Origin of the sequence: Neobacillus sp. PS2-9, from assembly GCF_030915525.1 — a bacterium.
Classification (GTDB): Bacteria; Bacillota; Bacilli; order Bacillales; family Cytobacillaceae; genus Neobacillus.
In genome coordinates this window covers 726,053-740,894 of the sequence record NZ_CP133269.1, presented here as the reverse complement: position 1 = coordinate 740,894, position 14,842 = coordinate 726,053, and the positions used below count along the sequence as shown (strand labels likewise).

The 14,842-nt window shown below is 41.6% G+C and carries 16 protein-coding genes and 1 riboswitch; of the genes, 3 read left to right on the top strand and 13 right to left on the bottom strand.

Annotated features, from left to right (window positions below):
* Nucleotides 1-209: 209 nt before the first annotated feature.
* The 4 genes from RCG25_RS03765 to RCG25_RS03750 all read right to left on the bottom strand — a co-directional run bounded on the left by RCG25_RS03765 (nucleotide 210) and on the right by RCG25_RS03750 (nucleotide 2,880).
* Nucleotides 210-476 carry a hypothetical protein gene (locus tag RCG25_RS03765; RefSeq protein WP_308082349.1) on the bottom strand — a complete coding sequence of 89 codons (267 nt, stop codon included), beginning with the start codon at nucleotides 474-476 and terminating at the stop codon, nucleotides 210-212.
* Between the two features lie 151 nt (nucleotides 477-627).
* The gene (locus RCG25_RS03760; protein ID WP_308082348.1) at nucleotides 628-1,350 is read right to left on the bottom strand and encodes an amino acid ABC transporter ATP-binding protein; all 723 of its coding nucleotides are present in this window, start codon (nucleotides 1,348-1,350) and stop codon (nucleotides 628-630) included.
* Nucleotides 1,347-2,030 (bottom strand): amino acid ABC transporter permease, encoded by a 684-nt coding sequence (locus tag RCG25_RS03755; RefSeq protein ID WP_308082347.1) that lies wholly within the window; start codon nucleotides 2,028-2,030, stop codon nucleotides 1,347-1,349. The genes RCG25_RS03760 and RCG25_RS03755 overlap by 4 nt, the downstream gene beginning before the upstream one ends.
* Before the next feature lie 52 nt (nucleotides 2,031-2,082).
* The gene (locus RCG25_RS03750) at nucleotides 2,083-2,880 is read right to left on the bottom strand and encodes an ABC transporter substrate-binding protein (RefSeq protein WP_308082346.1); all 798 of its coding nucleotides are present in this window, start codon (nucleotides 2,878-2,880) and stop codon (nucleotides 2,083-2,085) included.
* An 81-nt stretch (nucleotides 2,881-2,961) separates the two neighbouring features.
* Nucleotides 2,962-3,144: riboswitch (Lysine riboswitch) on the bottom strand.
* 193 nt (nucleotides 3,145-3,337) lie between these two features.
* Here RCG25_RS03750 and RCG25_RS03745 point away from each other — a divergent pair.
* Complete coding sequence (locus RCG25_RS03745; RefSeq protein WP_308082345.1) at nucleotides 3,338-4,990, top strand: M20/M25/M40 family metallo-hydrolase; 1,653 nt, start codon at nucleotides 3,338-3,340, stop codon at nucleotides 4,988-4,990.
* A 99-nt stretch (nucleotides 4,991-5,089) separates the two neighbouring features.
* Nucleotides 5,090-5,653, top strand: a complete 564-nt coding sequence (locus RCG25_RS03740) for a DUF6241 domain-containing protein (protein ID WP_308082344.1) — start codon at nucleotides 5,090-5,092, stop codon at nucleotides 5,651-5,653.
* A gap of 33 nt (nucleotides 5,654-5,686) precedes the next feature.
* Here the strand turns inward: RCG25_RS03740 and RCG25_RS03735 are convergent, their stop codons facing one another.
* From RCG25_RS03735 to RCG25_RS03720, 4 genes are all read right to left on the bottom strand, one after another.
* Nucleotides 5,687-5,995 carry a hypothetical protein gene (locus RCG25_RS03735; protein WP_308082343.1) on the bottom strand — a complete coding sequence of 103 codons (309 nt, stop codon included), beginning with the start codon at nucleotides 5,993-5,995 and terminating at the stop codon, nucleotides 5,687-5,689.
* Nucleotides 5,980-7,005, bottom strand: a complete 1,026-nt coding sequence (locus tag RCG25_RS03730; RefSeq protein ID WP_308082342.1) for an anti-sigma factor — start codon at nucleotides 7,003-7,005, stop codon at nucleotides 5,980-5,982. The genes RCG25_RS03735 and RCG25_RS03730 overlap by 16 nt, the downstream gene beginning before the upstream one ends.
* Complete coding sequence (locus RCG25_RS03725) at nucleotides 6,998-7,495, bottom strand: sigma-70 family RNA polymerase sigma factor (RefSeq protein ID WP_374121032.1); 498 nt, start codon at nucleotides 7,493-7,495, stop codon at nucleotides 6,998-7,000. The genes RCG25_RS03730 and RCG25_RS03725 overlap by 8 nt, the downstream gene beginning before the upstream one ends.
* 132 nt (nucleotides 7,496-7,627) lie before the next feature.
* On the bottom strand, nucleotides 7,628-8,617 hold the full coding sequence (locus tag RCG25_RS03720; RefSeq protein ID WP_308082341.1) for a DUF3231 family protein: 990 nt from the start codon (nucleotides 8,615-8,617) through the stop codon (nucleotides 7,628-7,630).
* Nucleotides 8,618-8,800: 183 nt separating this feature from the next.
* Between RCG25_RS03720 and RCG25_RS03715 the strand changes: the two genes are divergently transcribed.
* Complete coding sequence (locus RCG25_RS03715; RefSeq protein ID WP_308082340.1) at nucleotides 8,801-9,346, top strand: hypothetical protein; 546 nt, start codon at nucleotides 8,801-8,803, stop codon at nucleotides 9,344-9,346.
* 270 nt (nucleotides 9,347-9,616) lie between these two features.
* Here the strand turns inward: RCG25_RS03715 and RCG25_RS03710 are convergent, their stop codons facing one another.
* The 5 genes from RCG25_RS03710 to RCG25_RS03690 all read right to left on the bottom strand — a co-directional run bounded on the left by RCG25_RS03710 (nucleotide 9,617) and on the right by RCG25_RS03690 (nucleotide 14,743).
* On the bottom strand, nucleotides 9,617-10,450 hold the full coding sequence (locus tag RCG25_RS03710) for a carbohydrate ABC transporter permease (RefSeq protein WP_308082339.1): 834 nt from the start codon (nucleotides 10,448-10,450) through the stop codon (nucleotides 9,617-9,619).
* Nucleotides 10,450-11,382, bottom strand: a complete 933-nt coding sequence (locus RCG25_RS03705) for a carbohydrate ABC transporter permease (protein WP_308082338.1) — start codon at nucleotides 11,380-11,382, stop codon at nucleotides 10,450-10,452. The genes RCG25_RS03710 and RCG25_RS03705 overlap by 1 nt, the downstream gene beginning before the upstream one ends.
* A gap of 62 nt (nucleotides 11,383-11,444) precedes the next feature.
* Nucleotides 11,445-12,764 (bottom strand): ABC transporter substrate-binding protein, encoded by a 1,320-nt coding sequence (locus RCG25_RS03700; protein WP_308082337.1) that lies wholly within the window; start codon nucleotides 12,762-12,764, stop codon nucleotides 11,445-11,447.
* Nucleotides 12,765-12,819: 55 nt separating this feature from the next.
* A complete protein-coding gene (locus RCG25_RS03695; protein ID WP_308082336.1) occupies nucleotides 12,820-14,004 on the bottom strand; it encodes a trans-sulfuration enzyme family protein in 1,185 nt (394 codons plus the stop codon).
* A 61-nt stretch (nucleotides 14,005-14,065) separates the two neighbouring features.
* Nucleotides 14,066-14,743: a FadR/GntR family transcriptional regulator gene (locus RCG25_RS03690; RefSeq protein ID WP_308082335.1), complete on the bottom strand. Its 678-nt coding sequence runs from the start codon at nucleotides 14,741-14,743 to the stop codon at nucleotides 14,066-14,068.
* Nucleotides 14,744-14,842: the final 99 nt, after the last annotated feature.

Here is a 14,842-nt window from a genome sequence, read left to right as displayed (position 1 = left end):
TTTTTACACCCTGTTGATTGGAGCGGAAGGCACGAAGACTCCTGTGGGAGTATGGTTCAGGGGAGACCCCGCAGGCGCCTTTCGCCGAGGAGGCTCGCCGAAACACCCACGGAAAGCGAAGTGCCTGGAGCGGAAATCAACAGGCCATTTTAACAGAACCCAATGAAAAAATAGGAAGCTAGTCTTTTTAAGATTAGCTTCCTATTTATTTACCTCTTAAAAAGTTTCCTTTGTTTCATGTAATCGATAGCCTTAGTTTTATTCTTTTGTTTAGAAACATATTCTGCTTCGTTTTTATCACTATAATAGTTATTAAATCTTTCTTCTGGAAGAGTACCTTCAGAAATTGCCTTTTTAACTTCACAGTCAATCTCGTTTATATGAGTACAGTCAGAAAATTTACAACTCCTGGATAACTCTATTATATCTTCATATCCATGATTTAAGTTTTTAACTACTTCTTTATTAAATTTCATTTTTCAACTCCCTCTTTTATCTTGTTGAACCAACCTACAACATTACTTCAATACTAAAGTACATTTCTCCTTCTTGAAGAAATGCACCCTTTTACTTTAATAAATGGAAAAATGACGTGTGGCAATTCACACGTCATTTTTAAAAGGGATTCTATAAGATTTGATTCAAAAACCGCTGTGTCCGCTCATGCTGAGGGTTCACGAAGATCTCATTTGGATGTCCTTCTTCTATTATATTGCCGTCCGCCAACATGATCACACGGTCAGCCACTTCTCTTGCAAAGCCCATTTCATGGGTCACGATCACCATCGTCATCCCTTCTCGGGCCAAATCCTTCATAACCTGAAGCACTTCCCCTACTAGCTCAGGATCCAATGCCGACGTTGGCTCATCAAACAGCATAACTTTCGGTTCCATCGCCAACGCTCTTGCAATCGCCACCCGCTGCTTTTGCCCACCAGACAGCTGCTCCGGATAGTAGTTTGCTTTATCAGCAAGGCCTACTTTTTTCAAAAGGTTCATCGCTTTTGTGCTTGCAGCTTCTTTCGTTTCTTTTCTAACAAAAATGGGGGCTTCGATAATATTTTCTAACACCGTTTTATGCGGGAAAAGATTGAAGTGCTGAAACACCATTCCTACCTTTTCTCTCACTTTATTCAAGTTCGTTTTGGTGAGATCAATTTTCTCAGAATCAATCGTAACCTCTCCCTGCTCTGCCACCTCTAAAAAGTTCAAACAGCGAAGCAACGTACTTTTACCAGAACCGCTGGCACCAATCAGGACGACGACTTCTTGTTCATGAATCTCCAAGTCAATATTCTTTAACACGTCAAGCTTACCAAAGGATTTTGATAGATTACGAACTTGAATCATGCGACACGTACCTCCTTCGGTTTACTCACATCGAGTTTCTTTTCAATCAGGTTAGCTACCCATGTGAAAATTAGAACGATAATTAAGTAATAGATTCCTACGACAAAATACGTTTCAAACGGCATATAGTTTTCCCCTTGTACACTAAGGGCCGTGTTGTAAAGGTCTGTTACCGCAATATAGGCAACTAGTGAAGAATCCTTTAAGCCAATAATAAACTGATTGGCAAGGGCCGGAATTGATCTTTTGAAAGCCTGTGGGAAAATAATTCTTCTCATCGCAAGTGAATAGTTCATTCCAAGCGACCTGGCCGCTTCCATCTGACCGCGGTCAATCGATTGAACCGCTCCTCTGAAAATTTCTGCGATATACGCGCCCGTGTGAACACCCAATGCCAATGCCCCTGCCGTGAAGCTATCCAAGTTCACGATGTTGGCAAGTCCATAATATAAGAACATGATTTGAACAATCAGCGGGGTTCCGCGAATAATCCCAATATAGATGTCAGCAATGCGATTTAATAGTTTACTAGTCGAGATCTTAAAGGCGGCAAAAATAATGCCGATCACCATCGCAAATAATAGAGAGATCGCTGTAATTGAGATCGTCATCCAAGAAGCTTTCAAAAAAGCAATTCCATGCTCACTAAAAATACTAATAATATTATCTAAAAAAACCACGAGGCTTACCTCCTTTTTTTGAAGGGGGACAGTCCCCCTTCGACACAATTTCTTACTTTTCCATTACGTTGGTGTTGAACCATTTCATACTGATTTTTTCGTACGTACCATCGTCAATCATTGATTGGATTGCTTCGTTAATTTTGTCAGCGAGTTCTTTGTTTCCTTCAGCAACCGCTACACTCACACGGTCTTCGTTCAACAATCCGCCGATTGCTTTAATTTTTAGACCTTTTTCATTTTTTGCACTTACCCCAACAATTTTGTCAGTGATAACAGCATCCAAACGACCAAGTGCCAAGTCTTGAAGAGCGTTGACGTCTGTTGGATAGCCTTTCACTTGGTCAGATAGATCTTCGGCCATGTCCTTCCATGTGCTCGCTTGAATAACTCCGATTGTCTTACCCTTTAGGTCTTCCTTTGACTGAATATCTGTGTTGCCTTCCGCTACAAAAATCTGTGCACCAGATAGATAGTATGGATTCGTGAAGTCAACCTGCTTATCACGCTCAGGTGTTGCCGTCATACTACCGATAATCGCATCGTATTTCTTTGCCTTTAACCCTTGAATAATCGTTTCCCATGGGTTTGTTACAGGATTGGCTTCGAGTCCAATTCTTTTCGCAATTTCTGTTCCGATTTCAACGTCAAATCCAGTTAATTTTCCGTCTTTCTTAAAGTTTAATGGCGGATATTGTCCAGTCATAGAGAACGTTAAGGCACCTTTTTTCACTAATTCATGCTTACCACTGCTTGCTTTCGCTGCCTTTTCCCCATCAGCCTTCTCCGTGCCGCAAGCAGATAGAAGTAACATCATCGCTGCAGCTAATAAAATTGCAATTTTTTTCATAAATATACCTCCCTAGTTAATAAAAAAACACCGTCACAATGGCATATGACGGTGTTCTACACACCCTCATCGATCAGCATTGGTGAAGATAGTTCTCCACAATTCCAAGGAACTGTGACAGTTCTGCCCCTATTCGAGTGCAGACCCAGCTTTCTGAAAAAAGTGATTTCAGAAGCTTCGGCGATTGATCCTTTTTCCTATTTTCATAGATTTCACTGAATCTCCCATAGGATACTGATATAAATCGCGACCTCTACCCCATCTAATGCTTAAAGATGAGGATTTTCATATTTAGTTTGACGAAACTTTTTTTAGTATATAAAAGTATTCTAACAAATGCAATAATATTTTTAATGGAATTTACATCCAAATGAAAACCCTTGACGGGTTTTCTTTCTTGAGATACATTTTTCTAAAATAGGAAATTTCCAAATTACTAGAAAAGAAGGTTAGGCATATGTTGCAATGTCGAGAAGATGTACTGGCATTCACGAAACAGCTCGTAAACATTGAAAGTGTTGTAAATACTTATGGCGAAAAAGCCATTGCCCAGGCTTTATATGCAATGATTTCCTCATGGCCCTATTTTTCAGAAAATCCAGGCCAGCTTGTTTTAGAACAGACCCACAATGACAATCAAGAGCGTTATAATGTGCTGGCGTTTGTCAAAGGAACAAAGGGTACGAGCAATCGAACCGTCATCCTAATGGGTCATACGGATACAGTCGGAATTGATGATTTTACTCACTTGAAAGACCAGGCCTGCTATCCCGAGGAGCTAATGGAATCCCTGAAAAAAGAGAATCTGCCCGCTTCTGCACAAAAACATTTACAGTCGGGAGATTGGATGTTTGGCCGTGGCGTCCTTGATATGAAAAGCGGAGTCGCTAGTCATCTCTATCTCTTAAAATATTACTCGGAACACCCAGAAGAATTAGACGGAAACCTGGTTCTTTTAGCAGAGTGTGACGAGGAAGACAGCTCACACGGTGTTCTTTCTGCCTTAAAAACTTTAAAACGCTGGAAACAGGAACATGGTTTTGCCTATTCCGCTGCCATTAATGCCGATTTCGTGGCGCCGCGCTATGAAGGCGATGACAATCGCTATATCTATAAAGGCACAGTAGGAAAATTGCTGCCATCCTTTTTCATTACAGGAGCAGAAACACATGTAGGCTCTGCCTTTGAAGGACTCGATCCGAACTTTATCGCAGCCGAGCTAACTCGACAAATCAATTACAATCCAGAGCTATGCAACGAAGCGTTTGGCGAGACGACCGTGCCGCCTGTTTCGTTAAAACAAACGGATTTGAAGCCGTCCTATACGGTTCAAACGGCTCTGTCTGCTTATGTTTACTACAATTTCTTTATTCACTCTTGGTCTCCAAAGGATGTCCTTGAAAAATTAAGAGAACAGGCAGATATCGCTTTTACCAATGCCCTGACTTCTTTTGAAGAAAGATATAAACAATACAGTACATTGAGTGGCGAACCCTATGTCCAGCACCCTTGGAAATCGAAAGTCATGACGTACGAGGAAATGGAGCAATTATTGGTGGCTGAGAATGGTGAAACATTCACCGCACATATGAATGAATTTAAGGAAAAGCTAGTCAATAATCCGGAATTAGATACGCGCATGTTTGCTGCGAGAGTGGTGGAGGAAGCGTGGAATTGGATGAAGGATAAGAGCCCGGCGATCATTCTATTTTACTCGTCCTTATATTCACCAAGAATTGAATTGACAGGAAAAACAGAGGATGAAATGAGCTTGATCCAGGCGTTGGATGAAGCGGTGGAAGAAATGCAGCCACACTATCCACATCCGATTGTGACGCGGAATTTCTTCCCGTATATCTCGGATATGAGCTTTGTCGCGCTGAGTGATGATGAATCAGGCATAAAGGCGGAAACCAACAACAACCCTGGCTGGGGCACGAAGCTCTTTGTTGACTACCAAGACATCCGCGACATCAATGTACCAGTCATCAACATCGGTCCATACGGCTTAGATGCACATAAAAAGCTGGAGCGGATGGAAATGACCTACTCACTCCAAGTCGTTCCAAACCTAACCAACCTTGTAATTCAGAAACTTTTAAACAAATAATCTCCAAAGCTTGTAGACCCTTCTACAAGCTTTTTTTATAAGAACCATGAAAAATAAAAGGAAATTGAGTGAAAAACAGGCATAAAAAGGGGGATGGTTGTGAAGAAAATTTTGATTTTTGCGGCCATTGTTTTGGCTGTTTTACTGGGTGGATTTTATGGAGCCTATAAATTGATCAACAGCGAGGCCGTGTCAGGAAACAAACTAGAGAAAGTAGAGACGGAAGCTGTGGATAGTTCTACTTCTCCTGAAGATGAGGAAAGCAAACAAACAGATAAAATTGGCGGTGTTCAGTACGATATCGGCATTGATAATACCAGCTCCGAATATAAGGTCATTGAAGTGATGCACAAAATGACGCATCAAAAAGTGAAGGCTAACGAAAAATGGGGAGCCATCCCTATGATGCAGGATACCATTAATCGCGTGTACGAGATTGTGAGCAACAGTGACTTCGACCGAAAAGACCAATTGCTGGCCATTCTTGAAAAATGGAAGGCGGGGAATTTTTCCGCAGTCGATGACGACCACAACTATTTCTGGCAATATCAAGGCGGTACCGTTGGGCAAGCCCACGGAATCTTAAGCAAAGCAGAAGAAGAAACCTTCATCTTGAATAATTTTGGTGATGACATCGCAAAAGAAGTAAGCTCCCAGCCGTAGCGGAGCTTACTTCTTTTTTGATCCTATAGTGAATTATGGTTTCGCATTGATCGTCCAGGCAAGCATAAACATGAGAAAGGTAAAAAGGAGAATAAATACGTTGATCCCCAATCCCCACCACGCATATAGCCTTGGTCGCCTTCTCGTAAATAGTCCGATTACACCAAGAATAATGCCAAACATTGGATTCTTTATTAAAAAAAAATCAGGAAAGGTTTCTGTTTTTAATAATAAGGCTGCATTAAGAATCGCAAGTGAAAATAGCCCCCATACGAACGAAAGAATGCCAGCCAGCCCAATCAATTTGCTGAGTGTGGACTTCTTCTTTATTTCCAGTTCCATAGCTTTACCTCCCCTACCTTTACAGCCCGTACCTCTTTCATCTGCTCTAATTTTCTAAGTTCAGACGTTGGTCCGGTCACAACAGCCCCATATACTTGAATACCATTTTTCTTTAGATAAGCCATTCGTTCCTTTAACTCAAGCGATTTGGCCCTAGCTACTTTTGTTGCCACTTCTTCATTTTTTGAAAGTTGTGTAAGAATATCCATGAACACTTCTTCATTTGTTTGTTCTCTGCCGTTGAAAGGCGACCAAATGGTTGAATCAATTTGAGCAGGATAGCCGATTGCAGTGATTGGTACGCCTTCTTTATCTACCTGTTTTGCTTCAAGCCCGGTATCCACAGCTAACCAGCGCACCTCTGTTTCCTTTGGCAAGATTTGCTTAATCTCATCAGGCTTATGCAATGTGGATAACGACACATACACTTCGGCAACCGTGCCATCTGGAAGCCCCTTTAATATACTCCATTCTCCCCCCGTATCAAACGGAATGTTAGCGTCTGGATGAAGCAATCTTTCTGTTTCAACACTTGGAATTTCAGGTAGCGGCCGTTCTAAAAGGGTCGTCTTTTTAGGAAAATTAGGTTGATCTAAAGTGAAGTAAATATCATAGTCTCCAGCTTTATAATCCTCTTTTCCTATCCGTTTATTCACATCAAACAGGAGATGCATGGAAAATAACCCAATGTCGTCCTCAATTTTTATTTTTTCCAGATTGATATTAGGCTCCGTTACGTAGATCGTATTTGAAGCAACCTCAATAAGCTTGTCAGCCCTTCCCCCGATTGCGTAATAAAAATAGGTGATGAGTGTCATAACTGGGATGATCAGTAACAGGACGGCAAGACTTATGAAAATATTCGTTAATCGTGCATGATTCTTCCCCACGTTAACAATGGTTCGTTGGGCTTCTTCAGTAAGAATATGACTCGTCTTATATTCCTGTTTCGTATTTTTAATGAAATTTTGATAGAGTTCATCATCGTTTGGATTTATCTTATCACTCATCTGTCCGTTCCCTTCCTTTCACTTTGTCTATCAACTTTTTTCTACCTCTAAATAAGTGGCTTTTTAACGTGTTTAACTTTAAATCAAGAATATCTGCAGCTTCCTGGTATGGAAGATCATGAAGATCACATAGGAGTATGGTGTGCTTTTCATTCTCTTGCAGGCTATTAATATCCCTTAACAATAGATTTAATGATTCCTTTTCTAGTATTTCCTTCTCTGGTGTGGCCTGATTAACATCAACTTGTTTAGCCATTTCATAATCTATAATGACCCGTTTATTCTTCCTCTGAAAATCAATAAATGCATGATAGGCCACCTTAAATAGCCAAGCTCTAATATTTCTAATTTCATAATCTTCTAGAGACACATAGGCTCTATAAAAAGCTTCTTGAACGAGGTCTTCTGCTACAAAGTGGTCTTTAGAAAGGGAATAGAGATATCGATACAAATCATTTAGATTCTCTTTAAATACATCTTCAAGCTGCACGAACCATCCCCCTTTCACCTAATCCACGTTTTAACTTACCAAAAAGTTGCATTTTTAACAAAAATATTTAATTTTTTTCACAAAAAAAGAGAAGTGCATTCACACTTCTCCGTTCATTCAGACAATAACTATTTATTTCGGTTTTACCGTTTGCGGCGGTTCCTCCATCCAGCCATGTTTAATCATGATTTTTGCGCCTTCATGCGCATATTCAAAAATATCCTTCATGAAGATTGACAGCTTCGCCGGCAGGTCATTTCGTAAGCTAAATGCCGTTCCTACAGAGTTACCGCCTAAAGAAAAGCTGCAGAACAGGCTGACGCAGTACATCATGATTTTATCTGAGAAAGGAGCAAGGGTTGAAGTAGTGATATTCCCACCAGCAGTAGCTGGAACGGGAATATTATTTTCTAATAGGACCTCACTCATCTCTTTAATGATGGCTGCTGCCATCTCTCCACCCTTTGTGAAAAATTTACGAACATCCTTTTTTTTCGCACATTGGGCAAATCCGTAAATCATTTGCATCCCCGTCACATTGGATTCGATGGCATGATAAATGTTTGCCAGCTCCACCGTGTTGAGAGAGCGTTTCCCACTAAACAGGTTAAATCCACCTAGATAGTTGGTATCTTTGACAAACTCCACTTCCTTAGTGGTTGAAACATACGGCGAACGGGGAACTAACCCTTTTTCTAGTAAGTATTTAGTACATTGATGATAATACTTTTGTGTCATACTTGTGAGGTTCTTATAGAGTTGAATCATATCATCGCGATAGGACATTGTGATATTTAAGGTGTGCATTGCCATACTGATTTCTTTAATCATTCGGACAAACATGATATCAAAACCATTATCATAGAGCTTTGGGACTTCTTTATTGATATCTTGGTCAGTAAATCCTATCGGAGTAGGGATTCCTTCACTTTTAAAAAGTTGAATCATCTGCTCTATATAAGGACTGATTTCTTCATGTAAGTTAGACATAATTTTTTTGGCCTCTGGATCATCTGCTTTTTCTATATAGTACTCTAACATATGTTTAATCATCGTCTTTTGTTGATAGGTCATCCATAACGTTCCGATCTCGGATGACGCTAAAGCTGGCATTTCAGGCATGTGAATCTCTCCTCAGTTAAACGTACTTTTTGTTAGTTTGAACCATGAATGCCATATCATTCACTTACTAAAAAAATAGTAGAATGCCTCCCTCCACAATTTGACATACATATACTATTTTTTTCCATCCAATCGTTTTATAATATAGGGTGGGCTTTCTATTATTTTTAAGGGGAATATGTAATGAGACAGACAGAAATCATAAACCCAATTTGGGCCTATTTTGTCTTAATTGGGGGAGGAATATTTGCGTTAACTACCTTACCAGGGATGCTCTTGATGATGACGATTCCATTATGGAAACCGGATGAAATCAGCTTCTTTTCGATTTTATTTATGGTCATTGGGCTATGTATCATTATTGTGCTTGGATGGGGAATGAAAAAAGCGTTTGTTGCAATCAAAACCTATAAGCAATGGAGGAAAACGGCGAGTCCTATCGTGAGAGTAGGTGAGAAACCGGCAGAACTTATCAGTGGTGGGTCAGAGAAAAAGAAAAAGCCAATTTGGCCTTGGATTGCACTTGCACCAGGCGCTTTACTATTGGTTAGTTCAGGACCGGGCGTCCTCATGCTGCCGATTTTTCCACTCTTTATGGCAGGAATGTCAACCGATTCAGGGAATACCCCAGGCTATGTGCCAGGTCTCATCATTGTAATTGGGTACGGACTATTGATTGGGTATATTATTTTGGTGGTCAAGGCGATTAAACGACTGCGAACCAAATAAGTTTGTTAATAAAAACTATTGTCTTGTGGATATTGTAATTTTTCATAGATTTTCATCCCCTTTTTGTGGATAATGCATCTCTTTCTTGCGGATGGAACGGTTTTACTTGTGAGTCATCCACTTTTATTTGTGGATGACTCCTTTTATTTGCGGATAACTCGCTTTTATTTGCGATTAATCCACATTTATTTGCGGATAACCGGCTCTTATTTGCGGATAACCCACTTTTATTTGCGAACAACCTGAACCCAATTATCCACAGTTCCCGAGTTACCCTTTGACAGAACCTTGTGTCATGCCCTCGACTATGTATTTTTGCGCAAAGGCGAAAAGGATAAGAGTAGGAATCACGGATAAGACGGTTGCCGCGGACATGGATCCCCAGTCAATATCGTACTTGGTGATAAAGGAGTTCATCGCAACCGGAATGGTCTTCGCTTCTTCCTTATCGATAAACATAATGGCAAGGAACAACTCGTTCCAGCACTGCACAAACGCGAAGATAAAGGTCGCTGCAATCCCAGGTAGCATCACAGGAATGATGACCTTGAATAACGCCGTCAGCCTCGAGCACCCATCAATCATGGCCGCTTCCTCTAGTGTGGATGGGATTCGCTCGAAAAACCCTTTCATAATCACCGTACAAAAAGGAACCATCATGACCGTGTACATCAGCATAAGAGATGGCAACTTGTTGAGCAGCTGAAGCTTGGACATTAATAAATATAATGGCGCCAACCCAATAAATAACGGGATCATTTGCGTAATAAAAAAGGCAAAAATCACTTGCGATTTCCCTTTAAACTCAAAACGGGCTAACACATAGCCGCTCAGCATCGCAATGAGAAGCGAGAAAACTCCAGCAACCACAGACAAAATCAAGCTATTTGTGATATAAATACCAAAATTAGAAATTTTAAAGATGTCAATATAATGTTCAAACGTGATCGTTTCAGGCCAATAGTGAATGGGGAACGTAAACATGTCCTTGCCTGGTTTTAAAGAAGTAATGAAAATCCAATAAAGCGGAAACACCGTAAAGACAAGGAATAAGGAGAGAAAAATCACCTTAAACAGCTGTTTCCAATTGATGAGCCTCGTCATTAAAAATCACCCGCTTTATTGAATTTCGTTGCCAGTACATAAAAAATCGAAAAGCACAGGAGTAAGAAAATCATAATGACACCGATCGCCGCTGCCTGTCCATAGTTCTGTCCCATGATTAATTTTTCCAGCATGAAGGTAGATAGAATATGTGTTGACCCTGCAGGCCCGCCGTTCGTTAAGGAATAAATCAGATCAGGGAAATTTAGAATCCAGATAATACGTAGTAATGTCGTCACAATCAGCGTTGGTAAAATATACGGAATGGTAATCTTGAACAGTTGCTGGAAATAGTTCGCCCCGTCGATCTTCGCCGCTTCAAACAATTCGTCAGGAATAGATTGCAGGGCGGCTAAAATCATGATGGCAAAGAAGGTAATTCCGTACCACACGTTGGCCACAATGACGGATACCATGGCCCAAGTGGGGTCCGCTAAGAAAGGAATCCCGGTATCAATGATTCCTGCCTTCAACAACAGGTCATTTATTACGCCGCTTTGGCCATTTAACATCCAGCGCCAAATTAATCCGATTAAGAACCCCGACATCGCCCAAGGAAAAAATATAAAGGCTTGATACACGCCTCTGCCCCGGAATTTTCTCCGCAATAACAAGGCAACACCAAAGCCAATCACAAACTGGGGAATGAGTGAAAAAAAGACCCAATAAAAGCTGTTCACTAAGGATTCTTTAAATCCTGCTTCAGCCATGACCGCCTTGAAGTTATCGAATCCGATAAACTCAATGTTCGTTAAGTCAAATAGCGAGTAATTTTGAAAGGCCATAATGACCCCTTTGAATAATGGATAATAGATGAAAATGGCGACAAGCAATAAGGCAGGGAGTAAGCTAAGGAAAATAAACAGTCCATGCTTGGAGATCGAAAACGTTGGCAAGCTTCGATTGGTAACTGGTTCAGTTTGCGTCTTCAAGTTTCATACGCTCCTCTCTAAAAAACATAGGGGCAGCAGAACTCCACTGCCCCCAACCGGTGCTATTTTTTATTGGCTTTTTCCTTTTTCCAAAAATCAGACCACTTGGCTAAAGTGTCTTTACTCGATACCTTTCCTAACAGCAGGGCCTGAATATCTTTATCTGCCATCGCTCTGTATTCTGCATATCCCTTGTACTCAACAGGGCGGTCAGCAATCAAGAACTCTTCTGGCTTTGCATTCATTTGGATATAAGAGCTGAAGTAACCTTCCTTGAAATATGGGTCATCCCCTGCACTTAAATGAATCGGAATTAATGAGTTATTTTTCGCAAAGTATAGGTTTTGCTCTGGGCTTGATAGGAAAGAAACTAGCTTCCACGCTTCATCCTTATGCTTTGAGAAAGCTCCGATTCCCCAGCCAGCTGTTCCGGCAGGCTGTTGAGCGACACCTGATGGCGTACCCTTTGGAAGTGGAGCTGTTGCCCATGTCCCTTTTTTCATATTTTCTTCAGCCGTTACAATAACCTCTGGATCCTGGATTAACATCGCTGTCATGCCAGATGTGAAGCCTTGCACCATTTCCGGGTAGCTCCAGCTAACAGAATCCGGCGGGGACGCTTCTTTGTATAACTTCAAATACGTATCCAGTACTTGCTTCGCTTCAGGTGTTTCAAACATCGTTTTTCCGTCTTGTGTAAAATAGGCATCATTCTGGACAATGTTCTTTCCAAGGTAAGACCATGTCATAAATTCGATATAATCTGTGGCACCTGCACCGCCTCGGAAGCTATAGCCGTAGCGATTCTTCGATTTGTCCGTTAATTTAATCGCCGCATCCACTAGCTCATCCCATGTTTCAGGAACCTTGATGCCAGCCTCTTCAAACCAATCTTTCCGGTAAAATAACGTTTTTTCATATACACCATACGGAATATAGTATGGATTGTGGTCAACCGCTGTCGCACCGTGTTTGATGGTTTCCGTTAACGTGTCCCATTCCTTCCACTGGCTTGTATAGCGGGAAAGGTCTTCAATAAATTTGTTATTTGCGAAGTTTTTAACAGTTTGCTCGCGAACCTCTAATACATCAATATCTTCTTTTGCCATTAACATTTGGGTGATTTTTTCGTCGGCACTCTTTAATGGTGGGGAGATGAGCTCCACTTTAATCCCTGGATTTTCTTTTTCAAACTTGGCAAGCATCTTTTTCAACAGTTTGGTTCTTGCTGGGCTTGTAATACTCTCAACCATTCGTAGTGTGACTTTTGCGTCGCCGCCTTCTTCAGAGCTTGTTTCTTTGGAGCCGCTACAGCCTGCGAGCAGGCCTAGGAAAACCATGACTAGCACCAACATCAAAAATCCTTTTTTGAGATGAAGCATCAAATTTTATCCCCCTCTGAAATGTTTTTCTTTTTTTATATAAAAGGTCAGCCTTTTATACCGTTTGTGATTGTACCTGCAATGCCATGTTGAGGTCTTCCATCAGTTCATCAGCATTTTCTAAACCGACGGATAGTCGAATTAAGCCAGGATCCATGCCACTGGCAACTAGTTGCTCCTTGTTATAGCCGTAATTCGGTGAGATGACGAGACTCTCAAAGCCACCCCAGGAAACTCCGATTTGGAACTGTTTCAGGCTGTTAATCACCTTACGAACGGACTCGAAGGAATTGTTCGCGAGTTCAAAACTCAATAGACCGGCATATCCTTTTAATTGCTTGGTGCCAAGTTCATAATCTGGAGAGCTCTTTAAGCCTGGATAGTTTACTTTTTTGACAGAAGGATGATTTTCTAAAAAGGTGGCGATTTTCATTCCGCTTTCTTGATGGGCTTTCATTCGTAGAGGCAGGGTGCGCAGACCGCGCATTAATAGCCAGGCTTCATAGGGCGGCATGACTCCGCCTAGCAGTTGGTATTCGTGATAGAAAAGATGGTCCATGATTTCTTTGCTAGTGATGAGCGCCCCGCCAACGAGATCGCTATGGCCGCCTAGGTATTTGGAAACGGAATGAACCACGATATCGATTCCAAGTGTAATAGGGTTCTGAAAAATAGGAGTCGCCCAAGTGTTATCAATAATTGTTTTGATTCCGCGCTGCTTGGCTAGATCGGAGATGGCCTTAAGATCAACGAGTTTAAAGGTCATGGTGGTTGGGCTTTCTAGGTAGATGACTTTGGTGTTGGGTTGAATGAGAGATTCGATGGTGTCTAGATCGGTTTGAAGTGTGTTGGTGTGAGTGATACCAAATTTTTCGGCATAGGTGAAAAACTTCGTAGTAGGACCGTAAATATTGCTGATGCTTAGTACGTGATCGCCTGCTTTTAGGAACGTGAGGATGGCGGATGAGATGGCGGCCATTCCAGAGGAGAATAGTTTACATTTCTCACCTTTTTCGAGGGCGGCGATTTTTTGCTCGACAATTTGGACGGTGGGATTGGTGCCCCGCCAGTATAGGTAGCTGTTTTGCTCATCCTTCATGGCCTCGGCGAGCTGGTCAAAATCCTTAAAGACAAAGAGCGAATTTTGATAGATAGGCGGAACAACGGCTCCGTGGAAGCGGTCATATTCGTCACCGAGATGTGTGACAATATGTTCATCTGAGAAAAACTTGTTTGTCATGGTCATTCCTTCTTTCCTTGGTTTTATGGCGGCAAACCGTATCGGGAGAGTGGCGGCCTGCCTAGATTCGGCGAACGGTATCCTCGACCGCATCTATGATTTTATTAAACTCCTGCAACGCATAAGCAGGGTCACGCTGCTTAATGCCGTCAAGCATCGTGCTGTGAAATGGCAGGGTATCACTAAAAATATGCTCGATGCCAAAAGGTCTGCTCCAAAGCTTATTGAAGGTGTCGGATACCGATTCGGCGACACTTTCTAGCAAGGGGTTATGGGAGGCTCGATAGATGGCCTTATGAAATTCCCAGTCCACCTCCGATGAATCGATCCCCGCATCTCTTAGGCGGATCACCTCTATAAGCAGTTGGTCCATTTCTTCAATTTCTTGGTTGGTTGCCCTCAGTGTCGCTAGCTCTACTGCTTTTCCTTCTAGTGCTCTACGCAACTCACTAATGTGTAGCAGATAGTTCTTCTCCTGCTCGACATCAATTTTGGCCTCGATTTTTAAGGCTTCTCCTTCTTTCACGAAGATGCCCTTTCCGTTTTGCACCTCAATGACATCGAACCCTTCAAGATATCGGAGACCTTCGCGGATGCTCGACCGGCTGACACCGAGAATGCTAGTAAGCTCAGCCACAGACGGCAGTTTGTCCCCCTTTTTCAACTGATGGTCATTTATGTATCTCTTGATTTCTTCCGCAATCATTTCGTGCATAGATACCTTTTTGATAGTTTTCATGAGACGGTCACCTTCTCTCTCATTTTCTACTATACGACTGTCCACCTATCTGATAGGTAAAGTTTATTCTGAATATTTTAAAAAGTCAATTTTATTTTA

Coding starts and splice junctions, on each gene's coding strand:
- RCG25_RS03735 (WP_308082343.1), bottom strand. CDS start 5,995: ATGGAACTGGAAATAAAGAAGAAGTCCACACTCAGCAAATTGATTGGG.
- RCG25_RS03750 (WP_308082346.1), bottom strand. CDS start 2,880: ATGAAAAAAATTGCAATTTTATTAGCTGCAGCGATGATGTTACTTCTA.
- RCG25_RS03695 (WP_308082336.1), bottom strand. CDS start 14,004: ATGACAAACAAGTTTTTCTCAGATGAACATATTGTCACACATCTCGGT.
- RCG25_RS03765 (WP_308082349.1), bottom strand. CDS start 476: ATGAAATTTAATAAAGAAGTAGTTAAAAACTTAAATCATGGATATGAA.
- RCG25_RS03700 (WP_308082337.1), bottom strand. CDS start 12,764: ATGCTTCATCTCAAAAAAGGATTTTTGATGTTGGTGCTAGTCATGGTT.
- RCG25_RS03720 (WP_308082341.1), bottom strand. CDS start 8,617: ATGCCTGAAATGCCAGCTTTAGCGTCATCCGAGATCGGAACGTTATGG.
- RCG25_RS03710 (WP_308082339.1), bottom strand. CDS start 10,450: ATGACGAGGCTCATCAATTGGAAACAGCTGTTTAAGGTGATTTTTCTC.
- RCG25_RS03730 (WP_308082342.1), bottom strand. CDS start 7,005: ATGAGTGATAAGATAAATCCAAACGATGATGAACTCTATCAAAATTTC.
- RCG25_RS03690 (WP_308082335.1), bottom strand. CDS start 14,743: ATGAAAACTATCAAAAAGGTATCTATGCACGAAATGATTGCGGAAGAA.
- RCG25_RS03760 (WP_308082348.1), bottom strand. CDS start 1,350: ATGATTCAAGTTCGTAATCTATCAAAATCCTTTGGTAAGCTTGACGTG.
- RCG25_RS03715 (WP_308082340.1), top strand. CDS start 8,801: ATGAGACAGACAGAAATCATAAACCCAATTTGGGCCTATTTTGTCTTA.
- RCG25_RS03745 (WP_308082345.1), top strand. CDS start 3,338: ATGTTGCAATGTCGAGAAGATGTACTGGCATTCACGAAACAGCTCGTA.